The 23352-nt window shown below is 59.0% G+C and carries 9 protein-coding genes, 2 tRNA genes, 3 rRNA genes and 1 pseudogene; 12 read left to right on the plus strand and 3 right to left on the minus strand.

All coding sequences use genetic code 11. The features are described from left to right. Positions 1–9: 9 nt before the first annotated feature. The 3 genes from ACUN0G_RS02495 to ACUN0G_RS02505 form a co-directional block, all read right to left on the minus strand. On the minus strand, positions 10–669 hold the full coding sequence (locus tag ACUN0G_RS02495; protein WP_258343565.1) for a TetR/AcrR family transcriptional regulator: 660 nt from the start codon (positions 667–669) through the stop codon (positions 10–12). An 87-nt stretch (positions 670–756) separates the two neighbouring features. Next, on the minus strand, positions 757–2151 hold the full coding sequence (locus tag ACUN0G_RS02500; protein ID WP_445572615.1) for a uracil-xanthine permease family protein: 1395 nt from the start codon (positions 2149–2151) through the stop codon (positions 757–759). An 86-nt stretch (positions 2152–2237) separates the two neighbouring features. Next, on the minus strand, positions 2238–3158 hold the full coding sequence (locus ACUN0G_RS02505; protein ID WP_258343567.1) for a LysR family transcriptional regulator: 921 nt from the start codon (positions 3156–3158) through the stop codon (positions 2238–2240). Between the two features lie 126 nt (positions 3159–3284). On the opposite strand from ACUN0G_RS02505, the gene ACUN0G_RS02510 reads away from it, so the two are divergent. From ACUN0G_RS02510 to ACUN0G_RS02565, 12 genes and pseudogenes are all read left to right on the plus strand, one after another. Then, a complete protein-coding gene (locus ACUN0G_RS02510; protein ID WP_445572616.1) occupies positions 3285–4634 on the plus strand; it encodes an aspartate aminotransferase family protein in 1350 nt (449 codons plus the stop codon). 39 nt (positions 4635–4673) lie between these two features. After that, positions 4674–6167: a CoA-acylating methylmalonate-semialdehyde dehydrogenase gene (locus tag ACUN0G_RS02515; RefSeq protein WP_445572617.1), complete on the plus strand. Its 1494-nt coding sequence runs from the start codon at positions 4674–4676 to the stop codon at positions 6165–6167. Between the two features lie 624 nt (positions 6168–6791). Further along, positions 6792–8328: ribosomal RNA gene (locus tag ACUN0G_RS02520) — 16S ribosomal RNA — on the plus strand. An 82-nt stretch (positions 8329–8410) separates the two neighbouring features. Next, positions 8411–8487: transfer RNA gene (locus tag ACUN0G_RS02525), tRNA-Ile, on the plus strand. A gap of 30 nt (positions 8488–8517) precedes the next feature. Continuing rightward, positions 8518–8593 (plus strand) — tRNA-Ala (locus ACUN0G_RS02530). 249 nt (positions 8594–8842) lie between these two features. Further along, positions 8843–11736, plus strand: a 23S ribosomal RNA gene (locus ACUN0G_RS02535). A gap of 171 nt (positions 11737–11907) precedes the next feature. Then, positions 11908–12023 (plus strand): 5S ribosomal RNA (gene rrf / locus ACUN0G_RS02540). Together the 16S, 23S and 5S rRNA genes with 2 tRNA genes alongside form the textbook arrangement of a ribosomal RNA operon. A 159-nt stretch (positions 12024–12182) precedes the next feature. Beyond that, positions 12183–15631, plus strand: a pseudogene (gene recC, locus ACUN0G_RS02545) (exodeoxyribonuclease V subunit gamma). Then, positions 15628–19305 (plus strand): exodeoxyribonuclease V subunit beta, encoded by a 3678-nt coding sequence (recB, locus tag ACUN0G_RS02550; RefSeq protein WP_445572618.1) that lies wholly within the window; start codon positions 15628–15630, stop codon positions 19303–19305. Before recC ends, recB begins: the two are co-directional and overlap by 4 nt. After that, positions 19302–21353 carry an exodeoxyribonuclease V subunit alpha gene (gene recD / locus ACUN0G_RS02555; protein WP_445572619.1) on the plus strand — a complete coding sequence of 684 codons (2052 nt, stop codon included), beginning with the start codon at positions 19302–19304 and terminating at the stop codon, positions 21351–21353. Before recB ends, recD begins: the two co-directional genes overlap by 4 nt. Positions 21354–21514: 161 nt before the next feature. After that, positions 21515–22084, plus strand: a complete 570-nt coding sequence (locus ACUN0G_RS02560; RefSeq protein WP_226477032.1) for a YfiR family protein — start codon at positions 21515–21517, stop codon at positions 22082–22084. Further along, positions 22081–23349, plus strand: a complete 1269-nt coding sequence (locus ACUN0G_RS02565) for a diguanylate cyclase domain-containing protein (RefSeq protein WP_258343572.1) — start codon at positions 22081–22083, stop codon at positions 23347–23349. The genes ACUN0G_RS02560 and ACUN0G_RS02565 overlap by 4 nt, the downstream gene beginning before the upstream one ends. The last annotated feature ends 3 nt before the right edge of the window (positions 23350–23352 follow it).

The raw sequence follows: 23352 nt of genomic DNA on the forward strand, positions 1-23352 counted from the left end.
TAACTTCGTTTAGAGGGCCGGCTTGATGCCACAGCCTTTGAGAATGATGTGGATAAGGTTGGTGCCAGCTTCTTCCATGTCCTGCTTGGTCAGCTTGGTACGCCCGGTCACGCGGCAGATTTGCGTGGCAAAGTCGGCGTAGTGCTGGGTGCTGCCCCACAGCAGGAAGATCAAGTGCACGGGGTCGATGGGGTCCATCTTGCCGGCGTCGATCCAGGCCTGGAATACCGCCGCACGGCCGCTGAACCAGGCGCGGTAGTCCTGGCTGAAATATTCGGTCAGGCATTCGCCGCCACTGATGATCTCCATCGCAAAGATCCGCGAGGCTTGTGGCTGGCGGCGGGAGAATTCCATCTTGGTGCGGATGTAGCGGGTCAGCGCTGCGGCGGGGTCATCCTCGGCGGTCAGGGTGTTGAAGGTGCTGTCCCAGAGTTCGAGGATGTTGCTGAGTACGGCAATGTACAGGCCCAGCTTGTTGGTGAAGTAGTAGTGCAAGTTGGCTTTCGGCAACCCGGCACTCGCCGCGATGGTGTTCATGCTGGTGCCTTTGTAGCCATGACGGGCGAACTCGTCTTCGGCAGCCTGCAAAATCGCTTGTTCGTTCTTTTGCCGAATGCGGCTTGCAGGTTTTCCGGCGTGGTTGCTGTGGGCAGGAACTTCGAGGCTCATGGAGGTTTCCGTGCAGATCGATGAATACGACGTGTGCACAGATAACCCACCCTCAAGCCCCAGACAAGTCCCGATACGATAAAACCGTCAAAGCGGCTCCAGAGTGTCGCTTTCCAGGGCCCGGTTTGCGGCATCCGGGGTGGCCTTGGGTTCGGGCAGTAACAGGCACAACACAATGGCGGTCAGACCGCCGCTGGTGATGGCGGAGTCGAACAGGTTCTGCACCAGCGTTGGCATCAGGTGCAGCAGGTTCGGTTGGGCCGCGATTCCCAGGCCGACGCCGAACGAGGTGGCGATGATCAGCATGCTGCGCCGGTCCAGCGGGGCCTGGGCGAGGATGCGCACGCCGGCGGCGGCGACGCTGCCGAACATCACCAGGGTTGCCCCACCGAGTACCGGCTTGGGAATTTGTTGCAGCACCGCGCCAATCAGCGGAAACAGCCCGAGGCAAAACAGCACCACGCCGATGTACAGGCCAACGTAACGGCTGGCGACGCCCGTCAGTTGGATCACCCCGTTGTTTTGGGCGAAGGTCGTGTTGGGAAAGGCGCTGAAGGTGGCGGCGATCATGCAACTGATGCCGTCCCCCAGCACGCCGCCCTTGAGCCGGCTTATATAGGAAGGGCCGCTGATGGGTTGGCGGGCGATCATGCAATTGGCGGTAAGGTCGCCGACGGTTTCGATGGTGCTGATCAGATAAATCAGCGCCACCGGCAGGAAAGCGCTCCAGTCGAAGTTGAAACCGAAATGGAACGGTGTGGGCAGGCTGATCAACGGCAAGTCAGGCAGGGCTTGGGGCACCAGTTTGCCGCTGAACCAGGCGGCGAGGCTGCCCAATGCCAGGCCGATGATGATGGCGCTGAGGCGAACCCATGGGGTGTTCGAGCGGTTGAGCAGGATGATGGTCATTACCACGAACACACCGAGTGCCAGGTTGGTCGGGGCGCCGAAGTCCGGGGCGTTGAAGCCACCGCCCAAGTCGGTGATGCCGACCTTGATCAGGCTGATGCCAATCAGCGTGATGACGATGCCGGTGACCAAGGGCGTGATCACTCTTCTCAGTTGGCCGATAAAGCGGCTCAACACCACCTGCACGGCTGCACCGAAGAAGCACACGCCAAAGATCATCGCCAGGATGTCTTCCGGGCTGCCGCCGCGTTGCTTGACCAGAAACCCGGCCGACAATACGGCGCCGAGAAACGCGAAGCTGGTGCCCTGCAGGCAAATCATCCCGGCACCAATGCCAAACGGCCTACGCGCCTGGATGAATGTGCCTACACCGGAAACCATCAACGCCATGCTGATCAGGTAGGGCAGGTGGGCGGTGAGACCGAGGGTGGAACCGATGATCAGCGGTGGAGTAATGATGCCGACAAACGCGGCCAATACATGCTGCAACGCGGCAAGCAATGCAGGCAAAGGTTTGGGCCGATCGTTGAGGCCGTAGATCAGGTCGCTGGGGTTTTCGGATTCTGGCGGCATGGTGGGGAGCTCATGGCTGATGGTTCGAGATCCCCTTGCCTTGCAAAAAGCTGTCCAGTTGCTCAGGTTTTTCTGTAAGGCCCGTGTTAGCGCGTTGCGGCCAGACTTTCGAGAAAACTTTCCAGCACCAAATGAGGGCGGCGGCCCTTACGCGTGACCGAAGCGAGGCTCAAATCGTAAAAACGTGTAGCCGGTTTCAGCGCACGCAGTCGGCCTTGTTGTACCCACAGGCTGGCGTAGTGGTCGGGCAGGTAGCCGATGTAGCGGCCGGTCAGGATCAGGAAGGCCATGCCCTCGCGGTCCGAGGCGCTGGCGGTGCAGTTGAGTGCCTGGTAGTGCGCCTGGATATCGGCGGGCAGGCGGAAGGTCGGGGCGATGGCGTCCTGGCTGTTGATGCGGTCGTCGTCCAGTTGCTTGTCGTCGGCGTAAAACAGCGGGTGGCCGACTGCGCAGTAGAGCAGCGAGCGTTCGCTGTACAGCGGCTGGTATTCAAGCCCCGACAGGGCGCTGGCCTGGGGGACTACGCCGACGTGCAGGCGGCCGTCGAGCACACCTTGTTCTACTTCATTGGGGGCGATCATGCGGATCTGGATCTGTACGTCCGGGCCGCGCTCCTTCAGCTGTGCCAACGCGTGGGTGATGCGCATGTGGGGTAGGGTGACCAGATTGTCGGTCAGGCCGATGATCAGTTCGCCACGCAAGTGTTGGTGCAGGCCGTTGACCTCGGTGCGGAAACTTTCCAGGGCGCTGAGCAGCTGCAACGCCGACTGGTACACCTCGCGCCCTTCCTCGGTCAGGGAAAAACCTGCGCGCCCGCGTTGGCACAGGCGTAGGCCGAGGCGTTGCTCAAGATCACTCATTTGCTGGCTGATGGCCGAGCGACCAATCCCCAGAACGGTTTCCGCCGCCGAGAAGCCACCGCACTCCACCACGCTGCGAAAGATGCGCAACAGGCGGATATCGAAGTCGCTGACTTGGGCCAGAGGGTCGGGTCGACGGCTGCTCATAGTTTAGTGAAGGCCTGACTGAAGGTTAGAAGAGTTGGATTTCACCGACTTTATCCCCGTGGCAATTTAGCTGCAACAACGCTTTTCAAATCCCTACGCTGCCTTTCGCCTTGCGAGGTTTTGCTCATGAACATGCCCGAAAACGCTCCGTCCACCCTGGCCAGCCAACTGAAGCTGGACGCGCACTGGATGCCGTACACCGCCAACCGTAACTTCCATCGTGACCCGCGCCTGATCGTGGCGGCCGAAGGCAGCTGGTTGACCGATGACAAGGGGCGCAAGGTGTATGACTCGTTGTCGGGTCTGTGGACCTGCGGCGCCGGGCACACTCGCAAGGAAATCCAGGAAGCGGTCTCCAAGCAGCTGGGTACGCTGGACTACTCGCCGGGCTTCCAATACGGTCATCCGTTGTCCTTCCAGCTGGCAGAAAAGATTACCGACCTGACCCCGGGTAACCTGAACCACGTGTTCTTCACCGACTCCGGTTCCGAGTGTGCTGATACCGCCGTGAAGATGGTGCGTGCGTACTGGCGCCTGAAGGGCCAGGCGACCAAGACCAAGATGATCGGCCGTGCCCGTGGTTATCACGGTGTGAACATCGCCGGTACCAGCCTGGGCGGCGTCAACGGCAACCGTAAGATCTTTGGTCAGGCGATGATGGATGTTGACCATCTGCCTCACACCCTGTTGGCGAGCAATGCGTTCTCTCGTGGTATGCCGGAGCAGGGCGGTATTGCCTTGGCGGATGAGCTGCTCAAGCTGATCGAGTTGCACGATGCGTCGAACATCGCCGCAGTGTTTGTTGAGCCGATGGCAGGCTCTGCTGGTGTGCTGGTTCCACCACAGGGTTACCTGAAGCGTCTGCGTGAGATCTGCGATCAACACAACATCCTGTTGGTCTTCGACGAAGTGATCACCGGCTTCGGTCGTACCGGTTCTATGTTTGGTGCCGACAGTTTCGGTGTGACCCCGGACCTGATGTGCATTGCCAAGCAAGTCACCAACGGCGCGATCCCGATGGGCGCGGTGATTGCCAGCACCGAGATTTATCAGACGTTCATGAATCAGGCGACGCCTGAGTACGCGGTGGAATTCCCACACGGCTACACCTACTCGGCTCACCCGGTGGCTTGCGCGGCCGGCCTGGCGGCACTCGACCTGCTGCAGAAGGAAAACCTGGTGCAGAGCGTGGCCGAAGTCGCACCGCATTTCGAGAATGCGCTGCACGGCCTGAAGGGCAGCAAGAACGTGATCGACATTCGTAACTACGGCCTGGCCGGGGCGATCCAGATTGCCCCGCGTGACGGTGATGCGATTGTGCGTCCGTTCGAAGCCGGCATGGCTTTGTGGAAAGCCGGCTTCTACGTGCGCTTTGGCGGCGACACCTTGCAGTTCGGGCCAACCTTCAACAGCAAGCCGCAGGACCTGGATCGCTTGTTCGATGCGGTCGGCGAAGTGCTGAACAAGATCGACTGATTTCTCCTTCTATATAGAACAACTTTTCAGGAGCCCTGCATGAGCCTCATCCAGCATTTGATCAACGGCCAACTGGTGACCGAGAACGGTCGCACGGCTGACGTGTATAACCCGTCGACTGGCCAGGTGATTCACCAGGTGCCGTTGGCCAGCCGCGAAACCATTCAAAGCGCCATCGACTCGGCCAAGGCGGCCTTCCCGGCCTGGCGCAATACGCCACCGGCCAAGCGTGCCCAGGTGATGTTCCGTTTCAAGCAATTGCTGGAGCAGAACGAAGCGCGGATCTCCCAAATGATCAGCGAAGAGCACGGCAAGACCCTGGAAGATGCGGCGGGCGAACTGAAGCGCGGGATCGAGAACGTTGAGTATGCGTGCTCTGCGCCGGAGATCCTCAAGGGTGAGTACAGCCGTAACGTTGGCCCGAACATTGACGCATGGTCTGACTTCCAGCCGTTGGGTGTGGTGGCCGGTATCACGCCGTTCAACTTCCCGGCGATGGTGCCGTTGTGGATGTACCCGCTGGCGATCGTCTGCGGTAACTGCTTCATCCTCAAGCCGTCGGAACGTGATCCAAGCTCGACGCTGCTGATTGCGCAACTGTTGCAGGAAGCGGGCTTGCCTAAAGGTGTGCTGAGTGTGGTGCACGGCGACAAAGGCGCGGTGGATGCGCTGATCGAAGCGCCGGAAGTCAAAGCGTTGAGCTTTGTGGGTTCGACGCCGATTGCCGAGTACATCTATTCGGAAGCGACCAAGCGCGGCAAGCGTGTGCAGGCGTTGGGCGGGGCGAAGAACCATGCGGTGCTGATGCCGGATGCGGACCTGGATAACGCGGTAAGCGCCTTGATGGGCGCGGCGTATGGTTCGTGCGGTGAGCGTTGCATGGCGATCTCTGTTGCGGTGTGTGTCGGCGACCAGGTAGCGGATGCGTTGATTGCCAAGTTGGTACCGCAGGTCAAGGCGCTGAAGATTGGTGCGGGCACCACGTGTGGATTGGACATGGGGCCGCTGGTGACTGGCCAGGCGCGGGATAAAGTCAGTGGCTATATAGAAGACGGTGTGGCTTCAGGCGCGGAGTTGGTGGTCGACGGTCGTGGGTTGAGTGTTGCAGGCCATGAAGAAGGTTTCTTCCTGGGTGGTAGCTTGTTCGATCGCGTGACCCCAGAGATGCGCATCTATAAAGAAGAGATCTTCGGGCCGGTGCTGTGCGTGGTTCGGGTGAGCAGTCTGGAAGCGGCTATGCAACTGATCAATGATCATGAGTATGGCAACGGTACTTGCATCTTCACCCGTGACGGTGAAGCGGCGCGGTTGTTCTGTGACGAGATCGAAGTGGGCATGGTTGGCGTCAACGTGCCGTTGCCGGTGCCGGTGGCGTATCACAGCTTTGGTGGCTGGAAGCGTTCGCTGTTTGGCGACTTGCATGCTTATGGGCCGGATGGGGTGCGTTTCTACACCCGTCGCAAGGCGATTACCCAGCGCTGGCCGCAGCGGGCCAGTCATGAGGCGTCGCAGTTTGCCTTTCCTAGCTTGTAAGTTCGGTCAGTAGAAGGCCGGCCCCTTGGGGCCGGCCTGTGCTTTTCAGGGCTTTTTTGACCGATATGACAGTATTGTGAAAAAAGGTGTTGACGGCAGATTCTGGAAGTCTATAATTCGCCCCACTTCCGGCGCAGTCGAAACGGAAAACTCCTTGGTAAACAAAGGGTTATGTAGGTTTCGACAGCGAGCTGCTTCAGATCATCGAAGCCCAGAAGGAGTTAGTAAGGCAGTGTTCTGGCCCTATTAACGGTTCGATCTCCTCGGTCGAAAGCGGAGAAAAAGAGGTGTTGACAGCAGCGTGTAACGCTGTAGAATTCGCCTCCCGCTAACGAGAGATCGGAAGCGCAAGTGGTTGAAGTTACAAAGGAAACTTTGAAAACTTCTTAAAAAAACCGCTTGACAGCAACAGGGGCTGCTGTAGAATGCGCGCCTCGGTTGAGGCGAAAGATCTTAACCAACCGCTCTTTAACAACTGAATCAAGCAATTCGTGTGGGTGCTTGTGGAGTCAGGCTGGTAGTCAACAAGATTATCAGCATCACAAGTTACTCCGCGAGAAATCAAAGATGTAACCAACGATTGCTGAGCCAAGTTTAGGGTTTCTTAAAAACCCAAAGATGTTTGAACTGAAGAGTTTGATCATGGCTCAGATTGAACGCTGGCGGCAGGCCTAACACATGCAAGTCGAGCGGTAGAGAGAAGCTTGCTTCTCTTGAGAGCGGCGGACGGGTGAGTAATGCCTAGGAATCTGCCTGGTAGTGGGGGATAACGTTCGGAAACGGACGCTAATACCGCATACGTCCTACGGGAGAAAGCAGGGGACCTTCGGGCCTTGCGCTATCAGATGAGCCTAGGTCGGATTAGCTAGTTGGTGGGGTAATGGCTCACCAAGGCGACGATCCGTAACTGGTCTGAGAGGATGATCAGTCACACTGGAACTGAGACACGGTCCAGACTCCTACGGGAGGCAGCAGTGGGGAATATTGGACAATGGGCGAAAGCCTGATCCAGCCATGCCGCGTGTGTGAAGAAGGTCTTCGGATTGTAAAGCACTTTAAGTTGGGAGGAAGGGCAGTAAATTAATACTTTGCTGTTTTGACGTTACCGACAGAATAAGCACCGGCTAACTCTGTGCCAGCAGCCGCGGTAATACAGAGGGTGCAAGCGTTAATCGGAATTACTGGGCGTAAAGCGCGCGTAGGTGGTTCGTTAAGTTGGATGTGAAATCCCCGGGCTCAACCTGGGAACTGCATTCAAAACTGACGAGCTAGAGTATGGTAGAGGGTGGTGGAATTTCCTGTGTAGCGGTGAAATGCGTAGATATAGGAAGGAACACCAGTGGCGAAGGCGACCACCTGGACTGATACTGACACTGAGGTGCGAAAGCGTGGGGAGCAAACAGGATTAGATACCCTGGTAGTCCACGCCGTAAACGATGTCAACTAGCCGTTGGGAGCCTTGAGCTCTTAGTGGCGCAGCTAACGCATTAAGTTGACCGCCTGGGGAGTACGGCCGCAAGGTTAAAACTCAAATGAATTGACGGGGGCCCGCACAAGCGGTGGAGCATGTGGTTTAATTCGAAGCAACGCGAAGAACCTTACCAGGCCTTGACATCCAATGAACTTTCTAGAGATAGATTGGTGCCTTCGGGAACATTGAGACAGGTGCTGCATGGCTGTCGTCAGCTCGTGTCGTGAGATGTTGGGTTAAGTCCCGTAACGAGCGCAACCCTTGTCCTTAGTTACCAGCACGTTATGGTGGGCACTCTAAGGAGACTGCCGGTGACAAACCGGAGGAAGGTGGGGATGACGTCAAGTCATCATGGCCCTTACGGCCTGGGCTACACACGTGCTACAATGGTCGGTACAGAGGGTTGCCAAGCCGCGAGGTGGAGCTAATCCCAGAAAACCGATCGTAGTCCGGATCGCAGTCTGCAACTCGACTGCGTGAAGTCGGAATCGCTAGTAATCGCGAATCAGAATGTCGCGGTGAATACGTTCCCGGGCCTTGTACACACCGCCCGTCACACCATGGGAGTGGGTTGCACCAGAAGTAGCTAGTCTAACCTTCGGGAGGACGGTTACCACGGTGTGATTCATGACTGGGGTGAAGTCGTAACAAGGTAGCCGTAGGGGAACCTGCGGCTGGATCACCTCCTTAATCGACGACATCAGCTGCTCCATAAGTTCCCACACGAATTGCTTGATTCATTGAAGAAGACGATAAGAAGCAGCCCGAAATTGGGTCTGTAGCTCAGTTGGTTAGAGCGCACCCCTGATAAGGGTGAGGTCGGCAGTTCGAATCTGCCCAGACCCACCAATTTTGTGTGGGAAACGCCTGTAGAAATACGGGGCCATAGCTCAGCTGGGAGAGCGCCTGCCTTGCACGCAGGAGGTCAACGGTTCGATCCCGTTTGGCTCCACCACTACTGCTTCTACGTTATGAAAGCTTAGAAATGAGCATTCCATTGTTATGATGGTGAATGTTGATTTCTAGTCTTTGATTAGATCGTTCTTTAAAAATTTGGGTATGTGATAGAAAGATAGACTGAGCGTTACTTTCACTGGTAACGGATCAGGCTAAGGTAAAATTTGTGAGTTGCTCTTTATGAGCAAGAATCGAATTTTCGGCGAATGTCGTCTTCACAGTATAACCAGATTGCTTGGGGTTATATGGTCAAGTGAAGAAGCGCATACGGTGGATGCCTTGGCAGTCAGAGGCGATGAAAGACGTGGTAGCCTGCGAAAAGCTTCGGGGAGTCGGCAAACAGACTTTGATCCGGAGATGTCTGAATGGGGGAACCCAGCCATCATAAGATGGTTACCTTACACTGAATACATAGGTGTATGGAGCGAACCAGGGGAACTGAAACATCTAAGTACCCTGAGGAAAAGAAATCAACCGAGATTCCCTTAGTAGTGGCGAGCGAACGGGGACTAGCCCTTAAGTGGCTTTGAGATTAGCGGAACGCTCTGGAAAGTGCGGCCATAGTGGGTGATAGCCCTGTACGCGAAAATCTCTTAGTCATGAAATCGAGTAGGACGGAGCACGAGAAACTTTGTCTGAATATGGGGGGACCATCCTCCAAGGCTAAATACTACTGACTGACCGATAGTGAACTAGTACCGTGAGGGAAAGGCGAAAAGAACCCCGGAGAGGGGAGTGAAATAGATCCTGAAACCGTATGCGTACAAGCAGTGGGAGCAGACTTTGTTCTGTGACTGCGTACCTTTTGTATAATGGGTCAGCGACTTATTTTCAGTGGCGAGCTTAACCGAATAGGGGAGGCGTAGCGAAAGCGAGTCTTAATAGGGCGTCTAGTCGCTGGGAATAGACCCGAAACCGGGCGATCTATCCATGGGCAGGTTGAAGGTTGGGTAACACTAACTGGAGGACCGAACCGACTACCGTTGAAAAGTTAGCGGATGACCTGTGGATCGGAGTGAAAGGCTAATCAAGCTCGGAGATAGCTGGTTCTCCTCGAAAGCTATTTAGGTAGCGCCTCATGTATCACTGTAGGGGGTAGAGCACTGTTTCGGCTAGGGGGTCATCCCGACTTACCAAACCGATGCAAACTCCGAATACCTACAAGTGCCGAGCATGGGAGACACACGGCGGGTGCTAACGTCCGTCGTGAAAAGGGAAACAACCCAGACCGTCAGCTAAGGTCCCAAAGTTATGGTTAAGTGGGAAACGATGTGGGAAGGCTTAGACAGCTAGGAGGTTGGCTTAGAAGCAGCCACCCTTTAAAGAAAGCGTAATAGCTCACTAGTCGAGTCGGCCTGCGCGGAAGATGTAACGGGGCTCAAACCATACACCGAAGCTACGGGTATCACCTTCGGGTGATGCGGTAGAGGAGCGTTCTGTAAGCCTGTGAAGGTGAGTTGAGAAGCTTGCTGGAGGTATCAGAAGTGCGAATGCTGACATGAGTAACGATAATGGGTGTGAAAAACACCCACGCCGAAAGACCAAGGTTTCCTGCGCAACGTTAATCGACGCAGGGTTAGTCGGTCCCTAAGGCGAGGCTGAAAAGCGTAGTCGATGGAAAACAGGTTAATATTCCTGTACTTCTGGTTATTGCGATGGAGGGACGGAGAAGGCTAGGCCAGCTTGGCGTTGGTTGTCCAAGTTTAAGGTGGTAGGCTGGAATCTTAGGTAAATCCGGGATTCTAAGGCCGAGAGCTGATGACGAGTTATCTTTTAGATGACGAAGTGGTTGATGCCATGCTTCCAAGAAAAGCTTCTAAGCTTCAGGTAACCAGGAACCGTACCCCAAACCGACACAGGTGGTTGGGTAGAGAATACCAAGGCGCTTGAGAGAACTCGGGTGAAGGAACTAGGCAAAATGGCACCGTAACTTCGGGAGAAGGTGCGCCGGTGAGGGTGAAGGACTTGCTCCGTAAGCTCATGCCGGTCGAAGATACCAGGCCGCTGCGACTGTTTATTAAAAACACAGCACTCTGCAAACACGAAAGTGGACGTATAGGGTGTGACGCCTGCCCGGTGCCGGAAGGTTAATTGATGGGGTTAGCTAACGCGAAGCTCTTGATCGAAGCCCCGGTAAACGGCGGCCGTAACTATAACGGTCCTAAGGTAGCGAAATTCCTTGTCGGGTAAGTTCCGACCTGCACGAATGGCGTAACGATGGCGGCGCTGTCTCCACCCGAGACTCAGTGAAATTGAAATCGCTGTGAAGATGCAGTGTATCCGCGGCTAGACGGAAAGACCCCGTGAACCTTTACTATAGCTTTGCACTGGACTTTGAATTTGCTTGTGTAGGATAGGTGGGAGGCTTTGAAGCGTGGACGCCAGTTCGCGTGGAGCCAACCTTGAAATACCACCCTGGCAACTTTGAGGTTCTAACTCAGGTCCGTTATCCGGATCGAGGACAGTGTATGGTGGGTAGTTTGACTGGGGCGGTCTCCTCCTAAAGAGTAACGGAGGAGTACGAAGGTGCGCTCAGACCGGTCGGAAATCGGTCGTAGAGTATAAAGGCAAAAGCGCGCTTGACTGCGAGACAGACACGTCGAGCAGGTACGAAAGTAGGTCTTAGTGATCCGGTGGTTCTGTATGGAAGGGCCATCGCTCAACGGATAAAAGGTACTCCGGGGATAACAGGCTGATACCGCCCAAGAGTTCATATCGACGGCGGTGTTTGGCACCTCGATGTCGGCTCATCACATCCTGGGGCTGAAGCCGGTCCCAAGGGTATGGCTGTTCGCCATTTAAAGTGGTACGCGAGCTGGGTTTAGAACGTCGTGAGACAGTTCGGTCCCTATCTGCCGTGGACGTTTGAGATTTGAGAGGGGCTGCTCCTAGTACGAGAGGACCGGAGTGGACGAACCTCTGGTGTTCCGGTTGTCACGCCAGTGGCATTGCCGGGTAGCTATGTTCGGAATAGATAACCGCTGAAAGCATCTAAGCGGGAAACTAGCCTCAAGATGAGATCTCACTGGAACCTTGAGTTCCCTGAAGGGCCGTCGAAGACTACGACGTTGATAGGTTGGGTGTGTAAGCGCTGTGAGGCGTTGAGCTAACCAATACTAATTGCCCGTGAGGCTTGACCATATAACACCCAAGCAATTTGCAGGCTTCGAGCTGAAAAGCGAAAGAGCACCAGATTGCGGTGTGTGAAGACGAAACGAACCGAAAGTTCGAGAGACTCACAAACACCGAAAGCTATCACATACCCAATTTGCTGAAGCGAGGCCAGCTGGTCACGACTCAGTACCCGAATTTCTTGACGACCATAGAGCATTGGAACCACCTGATCCCATCCCGAACTCAGCAGTGAAACGATGCATCGCCGATGGTAGTGTGGGGTTTCCCCATGTGAGAGTAGGTCATCGTCAAGATTAAATTCCAAAACCCCTGATTGCTAACGCAATCAGGGGTTTTGTTTTGGGCGGTCGGAAAGTATGGCAAGCGTCCCCAAGTGTTCCTCCCTTGCAGCCTACGGTTGCCTTCAATGCTAAAGTCCATCCCTCGATTTTGCTTTTCCCAAGGAAGCCGTTATGCCGGATGCGACGTCCCTCAGTGCTGGATTCATGGTGGTTCACGGCAACCGCCTGGATGAGCTGCGCAGCCTGGTTGTCAGTTGGATGCGTCGCTACCCGCTGGCTCCCCTCGAAAACGAAATCGCCCTGGTACAAAGCAACGGCATTGCCCAATGGCTCAAACTGGCGCTGGCCGAAGACCCTGAAGATGACGACATGGGCGGCTGCGGCATCGCTGCCGCTATCGATGTACAACTTCCAGGCAGCTTCATGTGGCAGCTCTATCGCATGGTCCTGGGCAAAGACGAAATCCCGCCCAAGTCCCTGCTCGACAAAGCCCCACTGACCTGGCGTCTCATGCGCCTGCTCCCCGAACTGATCGACCAGCCCCACTTCGAGCCCCTGCAACGCTTCCTGACCCACGACACGGATCTGCGCAAGCGCTACCAACTGGCAGAGCGCCTCGCCGACCTGTTCGACCAATACCAGGTCTACCGCGCCGACTGGCTGGAAGACTGGGCTGCCGGGCGCCATCAACTACGCAATGGCCGAGGCGAATCCAAACCCCTGAGCCCAGCCAACTGCTGGCAAGCCGAACTATGGCGCGCGCTGCTGCTGGATGTCGGAGAGGAGGGCATGGCCCAGAGTCGCGCCGGCGTTCACCAGCGCTTTATCGAGCGCATCAACACCCTCGAAAAAGCCCCGGTTGGCCTGCCTTCTCGCGTGATCGTTTTCGGTATTTCGTCATTGCCAGCCCAGGCCCTGGAAGCGCTCGCCGGCCTCGCCCGTTTCAGCCAAGTGCTTTTGTGCGTGCACAACCCTTGTCGCCACCACTGGTCCGACATCGTTGCCGATAAAGACCTGCTCCGAAACGAATACAAACGCCAGGCCCGCAAAGCCGGAATGCCGGTCACCATCGACCCGCAAACCCTGCACCAGCACGCCCACCCGCTACTCGCGGCCTGGGGCAAGCAAGGTCGCGACTACATCAACCTGTTGGACAGCTACGACGACCCCAACAGTTACCGCTCGGCATTCCGCGACGGCCGTATCGACCTGTTCAGCGAGAGCGAGCCCACCACCGTGCTCAACCAGCTCCAGGACGACATCCTCGAACTGCGCCCGCTCAACGAAACCCGCGAACTTTGGCCAAGCGTCGACCTGAAGCGCGACACTTCCATCCGCTTCCACATCGCCCATAGCGCCCAACGCGAAGTAGAAATTCTCCATGACCAGCTACTCCAGCGCTTCAGCGCCGACCCGACGCTACGTCCACGGGACATCATCGTCATGGTCCCCAACGTGGACAGCTACGCGCCGCACATTCGTGCCGTATTCGGCCAACTTGATAGAAGCGACCTACGCTTCATTCCGTTCACGCTGACAGACCAAGGCCAGCGCGGCCGCGACCCGCTGCTGATCGCCGTCGAACACATGCTCAAGCTCCCCGACAGCCGCTTCCCGGTCAGCGAAATCCTCGACCTGCTCGACGTACCGGCCCTGCGCGAACGCTTCGGCATCAAGGAGCGCGACCTGCCGACCCTGCACCGCTGGATCGAAGGCGCAGGCATCCGCTGGGGCCTCAACGCCGAACAGCGTGCGGGTCTCGGCTTGCCCGAGGAGCTGGAGCAAAACAGCTGGCGTTTCGGCCTGCGCCGCATGCTCCTGGGCTACGCCGTCGGTACGGGTTCGGCCTGCGATGGCATCGAGCCTTATGATGAAATCGGTGGCCTCGACGCCGCTCTGATCGGCCCGCTGGTCGCACTGCTCGACGCACTGCACGACGCCCACCAGGCACTGTCACAACCCGCCGCGCCGACAGAATGGGGCGAGCGCCTGCAAAACCTGATGCAGCTGTTCTTCCTCCCGAGCAACGAGCACGACGACTACCTGTTGGGCCAACTCGAGCAACTGAGAGAAACCTGGCTGGAAACCTGCGAGTCCGTCGGCTTGCACGACGAATTACCCTTGACCGTAGTCCGCGAGGCCTGGCTGGCAGGGCTCGACCAGGGCCGACTGTCCCAACGCTTCCTCGCAGGTGCTGTCAATTTTTGCACCCTGATGCCCATGCGTGCGATCCCGTTCAAGCTGGTGTGCCTGCTGGGCATGAACGACGGCGACTACCCGCGCGCGCAACCGCCGCTGGACTTCGACCTGATGGGCAGCGACTACCGCCCAGGTGATCGATCACGCCGCGAAGACGACCGCTACCTGCTGCTCGAAGCCCTGCTCTCGGCCCGCGACCAGCTCTACATCAGCTGGGTTGGCCGCAGCATCCGCGACAACAGCGACCGCCCGGCATCCGTCCTGATCGGCCAGTTGCGCGACCACATCGCCAGCGGTTGGCACACCACCAGCGGTGAACCCCTCCTGGAAGCCACCACCCAGGAACACCCGCTCCAACCCTTCAGCGCCCGCTACTTCCACGAAGGTGATGAGCTGTTCAGCTACGCCCGGGAATGGCAGTTGCTCCATGCAACAGCGGACAATCTCCCAGATACCGGCAGCCTGGCGCCCTACATCCAGGAAGAACCGCTGAGCCTCGGCCAACTGCAAGACTTCCTGCGCAACCCGGTCAAACACTTCTTCAGCCAGCGCCTGAAAGTGTTTTTCGAAGCAGCCGAAGTCCCGCTGGAAGATGAAGAACCCTTCGTCCTCGACGCACTGCAGCGCTACAGCCTGAGCGACAGCCTGCTCGCCGCCGCATTGACCCGGCCCGACAACCTCGACGAAGCCCTCAACGCCCAAGCTCTGCGCCTGCAAGGCAGCGGCTTGTTGCCCATGGTTGGTTTCGGCGAATGCCTGCGCAAAGAACTGATCGAGCCCTTGCCGGATCTGCTGCACCGTTATCAGCAACTCCTGGCTCTCTGGCCAACTCCACACACCAGTGCTGAACCGATCAGTTTTGAGTATCAGGGCATCCAGCTGGAAGGTTGGATCAGCGGCCTGCATCAACGCAGCGACGGCAGCTTTCTAAGCGTCACCGCCATCCCCAACAGCATCGGCTCGATCAAGACCCGCAAGTGGCATCGCCTGATTCGCCCGTGGGTGAACCACCTGGTGGCCTGTGCCTGCGGACTGCCATTAAGCACCGGCCTGGTTGCGAGCGACGACACCCTGCTACTGGCCCCGCTGGAGCAAGCCACCGCTCAGGAGCTCCTCGGCAACCTGCTGCTCGCGTGGAAAACCGGCATGAGCGAACCGCTGCCTATCGCCGTTAAAACAGCGTTCGCCTGGCTCGGCCAAACCGACCCGGTCAAAGCGCAAGCCGCCGCCAGCAAAGCCTACGAAGGCGACGGCCAAACCACCGACGGCGAGCGCCGTGAAATCCCGCGCTCAGCCGCCAGTTCCCCGACTACGCCGCCTTGATCGCCAGCGAAGAATTCGAGGGTTGGTGCGAAACTCTGTATCGACCGTTGATCAACGCGCCCTGGCGATCACTCACCAGCGCGGAGGCCAGCGCATGAGCGGCACAAAACCCCTGGCCCTGGCGTTCCCGCTTAAAGGCAGCCAACTGATCGAAGCCAGTGCTGGTACGGGTAAGACGTTCACCATCTCGGCGCTCTACCTGCGTCTGGTACTCGGCCACGGCGGTGACGAATCGGGCTTCGGCCGCGAGTTGCTGCCGCCGCAAATTCTCGTCGTGACCTTCACTGATGCCGCCACCAAAGAGCTGCGCGAACGTATCCGTATCCGCCTGGCGGAAGCCGCACGTTTTTTCCGTGAAGAAATCGAAGAACCCGATGCACTGATCGCCGAACTGCGCGACCAATACAGCCCCGAACAATGGCCCGGCTGCGCCAATCGCCTGGACATCGCTGCCCAATGGATGGACGAAGCGGCCGTCTCGACCATCCACAGTTGGTGCCAGCGCATGCTGCGCGAACACGCTTTCGACAGCGGCAGCCTGTTCACACAGACCCTGGAAACCGACCACAGCGACCTGCTCGGCGAAGTGCTGCGCGACTACTGGCGCCTGTTCTGCTACCCGATGCACGACGATGCATTGAACTGGGTGCGCAACAACTGGGGCGGCCCGGCAGCGCTGATGCCACGGGTACGCGCGTTGTTCAACAGCGAGCGGCCCACGGATGAAACTCGCGACCCCGCCGAGCTGATCAACGAATGCCTACAAGAACGCCGCCAAGCCCTCGTCGCGCTCAAGGCGCCCTGGCAACAATGGGCAGAAGAGTTGCGTAACATTTGCTTGCAGGCCGTCGCTGCCAAAGCCGTCGATGGCCGCAAGATGCAAGCGCGTTATTTCGAGCCCTGGTTCGAAAAGATCAGCGCCTGGGCGGCTGATGAATCCCTTGAGCAACTGGACATCGGCACTGGTTTCACCCGCCTGACGCCCGACGGCATGGCCGAAGCCTGGAAAGGCGAACCACCACGCCATCCGGGTATCGATGCCATGGCCAGCCTCAAGGCCAGCCTCGACGCCCTGCCAACGCCCGATGCCGCCGTGCTGCAACACGCCGCCGGCTGGGTTGGAAAACGCTTCGAAGAAGAAAAACGCCGACGCGCTGAAATGGGCTTCGACGACATGCTGATCCGCCTCAACGCTGCCCTGCAGGCAGACGGCGGCGAACGCCTGGCCAGTGTGATCCGCGAGCAATTCCCGGTCGCCTTGATCGACGAATTCCAGGACACCGACCCGGTGCAATACAGCATCTTCGACAGCATCTACCGCATCGAAGAAAACCACCTCGACAGCGGCCTGTTCCTGATCGGCGACCCGAAGCAGGCGATCTATGCCTTCCGTGGTGCCGACATCTACACCTATCTGCGCGCGCGCCAGTCCACCACCGGCCGCCATCACACCTTGGGCACCAACTTCCGTTCCAGCCACGCCATGGTCGAAGCGGTAAACCATGTGTTCCAGCGCGCCGAAAAAGGCCGCGGCGCGTTCCTGTTCCGCGAACCCGACGGTACGAATCCGGTGCCGTTCCAGTCGGTACTTTCCCAAGGCCGCAAGGAACACCTGCAGGTCAACGGTCAGACGTTGCCCGCACTGAACCTCTGGCACTTGCCTACCGATCAGCCGATCTCCAGCGTGCTCTACCGCCAACAGCTGGCCGCGACCTGTGCCAGCCAAATCGTTGCATTACTCAACGGCGGACAGCAGGGTACTGCCGGATTCCTGAGTAAAGACGGTAGCTTCAAGGGCGTGCTGCCGTCAGACATCGCCATCCTGGTGCGCGACGGTAAGGAAGCCCAAGCTGTGCGCGGTGAGTTGGCTGCCCGTGGCGTACGCAGTGTTTACCTGTCTGATAAGGATTCGGTGTTCGCCGCCCAGGAAGCCCACGACCTGTTGGCCTGGCTCAAAGCCTGCGCCGAGCCGGATGTCGAGCGCCCGCTGCGCGCTGCCCTGGCTTGCGTTACCTTGAACCTGTCATTGCCCGAACTGGAGCGTCTGAACCAGGACGAACTGGCGTGGGAAAAACGCGTGATGCAGTTCCGCGACTACCGCACGATCTGGCGCACCCAAGGCGTGCTGCCGATGCTGCGTCGCCTGTTGCACGACTTCCAATTGCCGCAAACCCTGATCACCCGCAGCGATGGCGAACGGGTGCTAACCAACCTGTTGCACCTCTCGGAATTGTTGCAACAGGCGGCCGCAGAGCTGGACGGCGAGCAGGCATTGATTCGCCATCTGGCCGAACATCTCGCGCTCTCTGGTCAGGCCGGTGAAGAGCAGATCCTGCGCCTGGAAAGCGATGAGCAACTGGTCAAAGTGGTGACGATCCACAAATCCAAGGGGCTGGAATACGACCTGGTCTTCCTGCCGTTTATTTGCTCGGCAAAGCCGGTGGACGGCAGCCGCTTGCCGTTGCATTACCACGACGCAAACGGCAAATCCCAAGTCAGCCTCAAGCCCACCGCCGAGTTGATTGCCCAAGCCGATGACGAGCGCCTGGCCGAAGACCTGCGACTGTTTTACGTGGCATTGACCCGGGCCAAACACGCTTGCTGGCTGGGGATCGCTGACCTGAAGCGCGGCAATAACAACAGCTCGGTGTTGCACCTGTCGGCCTTGGGCTACTTGCTCGGCGGCGGTGCTTCGCTGGGCGAGTCCGCCGGCCTGACCCGCTGGCTGCTCGACCTGCAGGAAGGTTGCCCGGCGCTGCATTACGCAGAAATGCCCGAAGCCGATACGGCCGTGTTCCATCCACCACGCAACGAAGCCACTTTGCTCGCGCCGCTGTTGCCCAAACGCAAGGCCGCAGAAAACTGGTGGATCGCTTCCTACAGCGCCCTGCGTATCGGCGAAAGCATGAGCGCCGCCAGCCTCGAAGCACCGGAAAGCCCACAAGCGCAGAAGCTGTTTGACGACGAACGCCTCGACCCGGATGCCCCGCGCGAAGTGCCGGCTTCCGGTGGAGATATTCACCGTTTCCCACGCGGGCCAAACCCCGGCACCTTCCTCCACGGCTTGCTGGAATGGGCGGGCGGCGAAGGCTTCAACGTGACTCCGGAGGCCATCGAGGATGCGGTCGCCCGCCGTTGCAACCGACGTGGTTGGGAAGGCTGGATCGGCACCCTCAGCGACTGGCTCGGGCACCTGTTGCAGGCCCGGTTGCCGCTGGATAACGGGCAGGTAGCCCTTAGCGAGTTGCAGCACTACCAGATCGAAATGGAGTTCTGGTTTGCCAGCCACAAGGTCGACGTCCTCGCACTCGACAAACTGGTGTGCCAGCACACTCACAATGGCGTATCCCGCGTGGCCGCCGAACCGGTGCTGCTAAACGGCATGTTCAAGGGTTTTATCGACCTGACGTTCGAGCACGAAGGCCGGTACTACGTGGCTGACTACAAATCCAATTGGCTTGGTCCCGATGATTCGGCCTACACACAACAGGCCATGGAACTGTCGATCCTCGATCATCGTTACGACCTGCAATACGTCCTTTACCTGCTGGCCCTGCATCGCCAGCTCAAGGCTCGCCTGCCGGATTACGACTACGACCGTCACGTCGGTGGCGCGTTGTACCTGTTCCTGCGCGGCACCCATTCCGCGAGCCAGGGTGCGTATTTCACCCGACCGCCCCGGGAATTGATCGAAAACCTGGACCTGCTTTTTCAGGGTAAACCGCTACCACCCAAGGCCGAGCCCGCCTGGGAACAAGGAGAGCTGCTATGAGCCTGTCGCCGTTACCGCTTGAGGAGTTGACGCCCCTCAGTCGCGCCGCCGACCTGGTGCAATTGCTCGACCTTTGGGTGCAGCGCGGCTGGTTGCGCGCGTTGGATAAAGCCTTCGTCGGCTTCCTCCACGAGCTTGATCCCCAGGCTGATCCGCTGGTGTTGCTGGCGGCCGCCCTGACCAGCCACCAACTGGGCCACGGTCATGTGTGCCTGGACCTGTTCGAAACCCTCAAGGCTCCGGATTTCGCGCTGTCGCTGCCGCCCGAAGGTGATGCGCAAACGGGCGTCATGCTGTTGCCATCGCAATTGCTCGACGGCCTGGATGGCGCTCACTGGTGCCACGTCCTGGCCGCCAGTCGCCTGGTGGCACTGGCCGTCGACGGCAGCGAGGACGCGCAAAGCCGGCCACTGGTGCTGTCGGGCAAACGCCTGTATTTGCGCCGCTACTGGACTTACGAGCGACGTATCGACAGCGCCCTGCGCCTGCAACTGGCCACCCGCGAAAGCGTTGCCAACGATCTGCCCGAGCGTTTGAATCGCCTGTTCGACCAAGCCCCGCCGGACGGCGTTGTCGACTGGCAAAAACTCGCCTGCGCCCTGGCCACCCGCGGAGCATTCAGCATCGTCACTGGCGGCCCGGGCACTGGCAAGACCACCACGGTGGTGCGCTTGCTCGCGCTGTTGCAGGCGCCAGCGGTGGAGAACGGCAGCGCATTGCGCATCCGGCTGGCAGCACCCACCGGCAAGGCGGCCGCGCGCTTGACCGAGTCCATCAGCCAGCAAGTGCTGTCGCTGAAAGTGCCGGATGCGGTGAAGGAAAAAATCCCGACCCAAGTCACCACCGTTCACCGTTTGCTGGGCAGCCGGCCCGGCACCCGACACTTCCGGCATCACATAGGCAACCCGTTGCCCCTGGATGTGCTGGTGGTAGACGAAGCCTCGATGATCGACCTGGAAATGATGGCCAACCTGTTGGATGCCTTACCACCCCATGCCCGCCTTGTGCTGCTGGGCGACAAGGACCAGTTGGCCTCGGTTGAAGCCGGTGCGGTGCTGGGTGATTTGTGCCGCGATGCCGAAGCCGGTTTCTACAGCCCGCAAACCCGCCAGTGGCTGCAACAGGTCAGCGGCGAAGACCTCGGCGCCAGCGGCTTGCAGGAAGACCTCGACGGTAGCCACCCCCTCGCGCAACAAGTGGTGATGCTGCGTTACTCGCGGCGTTTCGGCGAGGGCAGCGGCATCGGCCAACTGGCCCGCTGGGTCAACCAGCAAAACCCCGAGCAGGCCCGCAAACTGCTGGCTGCCCGCAGCCATGCCGATCTGTTTTGCGTCAGCCTCAAGGGCGAGCACGACCATGCCCTGGAGCGCCTGGTGCTGGACGGCCATGGTGACGGTGCCCTCGGTTATCGCTATTACCTGAAGCTGCTACAGACCGCGCGTCCGTCCCTCGACACGCCACGGGATGACGAAGCCTGGACGCTCTGGGCGCAAAAGCTGCTGAAAGCCTTCGACGCATTCCAGCTGCTCTGCGCCGTACGCAAGGGCCCGTGGGGTGTCGAGGGTTTGAACCTGCGCATCACCGCCGCGTTGCTCAAGGCTCGGCTGATCGACAGCGATCAGCAGTGGTACGAAGGCCGCCCGGTGTTGATGACCCGCAACGATTACGGCCTGGGCCTGATGAACGGCGACATCGGCATCGCCCTGAAATTGCCCGAAAGCGACGGTGGGCCACAGGTGCTGCGCGTGGCGTTCCCGCGTAACGATGGGCAGGGCGGGGTGCGCTTTGTGCTGCCCAGCCGGCTTAACGATGTAGAAACCGTCTATGCGATGACGGTGCACAAATCCCAAGGCTCTGAATTCACCCACACCGCACTGATTCTGCCGGATGCTCTGAACCCGGTGCTCACCAAAGAGTTGATCTATACCGGTATCACCCGGGCCAAGGACTGGTTCAGCCTGATCGAACCCCGAGGGGGCGTATTTGAAGAGGCGGTGAGCCGCAAGGTGAAGCGCTTGAGTGGGCTGATGCTGGAACTGGGCACGTGATCGATAAAGAAGCTGACCGATGGGGCATCTAAATTTTCTGATCCAAATGTGTGATTTTTCTTAATAAAATGTCGGAATCCTCCTGGGTGTCGCCTCGGGGGTTTTCCGCCGTTGTGCTATCGTTGCGGCATCATCCCAAGAAGATCAAAGAGAATCGCTGCATGAACGTGGCTGTCTCGCCCACAGAGCGAAGTTTGAGCTGGAGACGAATGCTGCTGTTGGCGCTTCTCTGGATCTTCACGCCTCTCGCTTTTGCCCAGCCCCCCGCAGGCATGGCCGATCAGCGAGCCAAGTCGGTCACGCAGGTGGTCCTCGGAATCCTCAGTTACGCCCGTTGGCCGGTAGAGCCCGCGCAATTGCGGCTGTGCATCGTCGGGCCGACCCAATACACCGATGACCTGGTCAAAGGCACCACCCAGGCTACTGGTCGTCCGGTCGTGGTGCAGCGTTTGCTGGCCGACCATCCGGACATCGCCAATGCCTGCGATGCCGTGTACATCGGCCAATTGACCAGCGACGAGCGCAGCCGCCTGTTCGCATCACTGATCGGCCATCCGGTGCTCAGCATCAGCGAAGGCGGCGACCAATGCACCGTGGGCAGCCTGTTCTGCCTGCGGGTGGCCGACGAGCAGGTGTCGTTCGAGGTCAACCTGGACTCCGTTGCCCGCAGCGGTGTGCGCATTCATCCGAGCGTACTGCAGCTGTCCCGACGTCGAGCGCCGGGCTCATGAATATCGATACAGGGCCAGTGCGCCCTACCTTGCGTTCGGTGATCGGGCGTGGGCACCTGAGCCTGGCGTTGATGGCGGTCAGCATGGCCAGTATCTCCCTGACCCTGCTCGGCGTGCTCGCGCTGCGGGTGTATGCCGACCACAACCTGCACCTGATTGCCCGCTCCATCAACTACACCGTGGAAGCCGCGGTGGTGTTCAACGACAGCGCGGCGGCCACCGAAGCCTTGGCCGTGATTGCCTCGGAGGAAGAGGTGGCCGAGGCGGAAGTCTTCAACGTCGACGGCAAGCAACTCGCACATTGGGAACGACCGGAAACCGGGATGCTGTCGATGATCGAGCTGCAGTTGGCGCATGCGCTGCTCGAACAGCCCATCACCCAGCCGATCCTGCACCAGGGCCAGGTCATCGGCAGCGTGCACCTGACCGGCCATGGCGGCAGCCTGTTACGCTTCCTGCTCAGCGGCCTTGCCGGGATTCTGGTGTGTACCGCCCTCAGCGCCTGGGTTGCGCTGTACCTGGCGCGACGCCTGTTACGCGGCATCACCGGGCCGTTGCACAGCCTGGCTTCGGTGGCCCACGCCGCCCGCAGCGAGCGGGCCTTTGACCGGCGCGTACCCCCGGCGAAAATCGCCGAACTCGACAGCCTGGGCAACGACTTCAATGCCTTGCTCGACGAGCTGGAAGCCTGGCAGACCCACCTGCAAAGCGAAAACGAAACCCTCGCTCACCAGGCCAGCCACGACAGCCTGACCGGGCTGCCCAACCGTGCGTTCTTCGAAGGCCGGCTGATTCGCGCCCTGCGCAGCGCCGCCAAACTCAACGAGAAGGTCGCGGTACTGTTCCTCGACAGCGACCGCTTCAAAGACATCAACGACAACTACGGCCACGCCGCCGGCGACGCGGTATTGGTGGCAGTGGCTGCGCGCATTCGTGCGCAACTGCGCGAACAGGACCTGGTGGCACGCCTGGGCGGCGATGAGTTCGCCATCTTGCTGTCGCCCTTGCACAGGCTTGAGGACGCCCAGCGCATTGCCGAAAAAATCATCGCCAGCATGGACGCGCCCATTGCGCTGCCCGGCGACACCCACGTATTGACCTCACTCAGTATTGGCATTGCCATCTACCCTGATCATGGTGCCACCCCCGGTAACCTGCTCAACGCCGCCGATGCGGCGATGTACCAGGCCAAACGGCTCTCTCAGGGTGGCCAGCAAACGGCGGAATCCGAGTCTCCCGCCGCCAACGTTCAACACAGGAGTTGATCC

The organism is Pseudomonas sp. 32A (genome assembly GCF_052682255.1).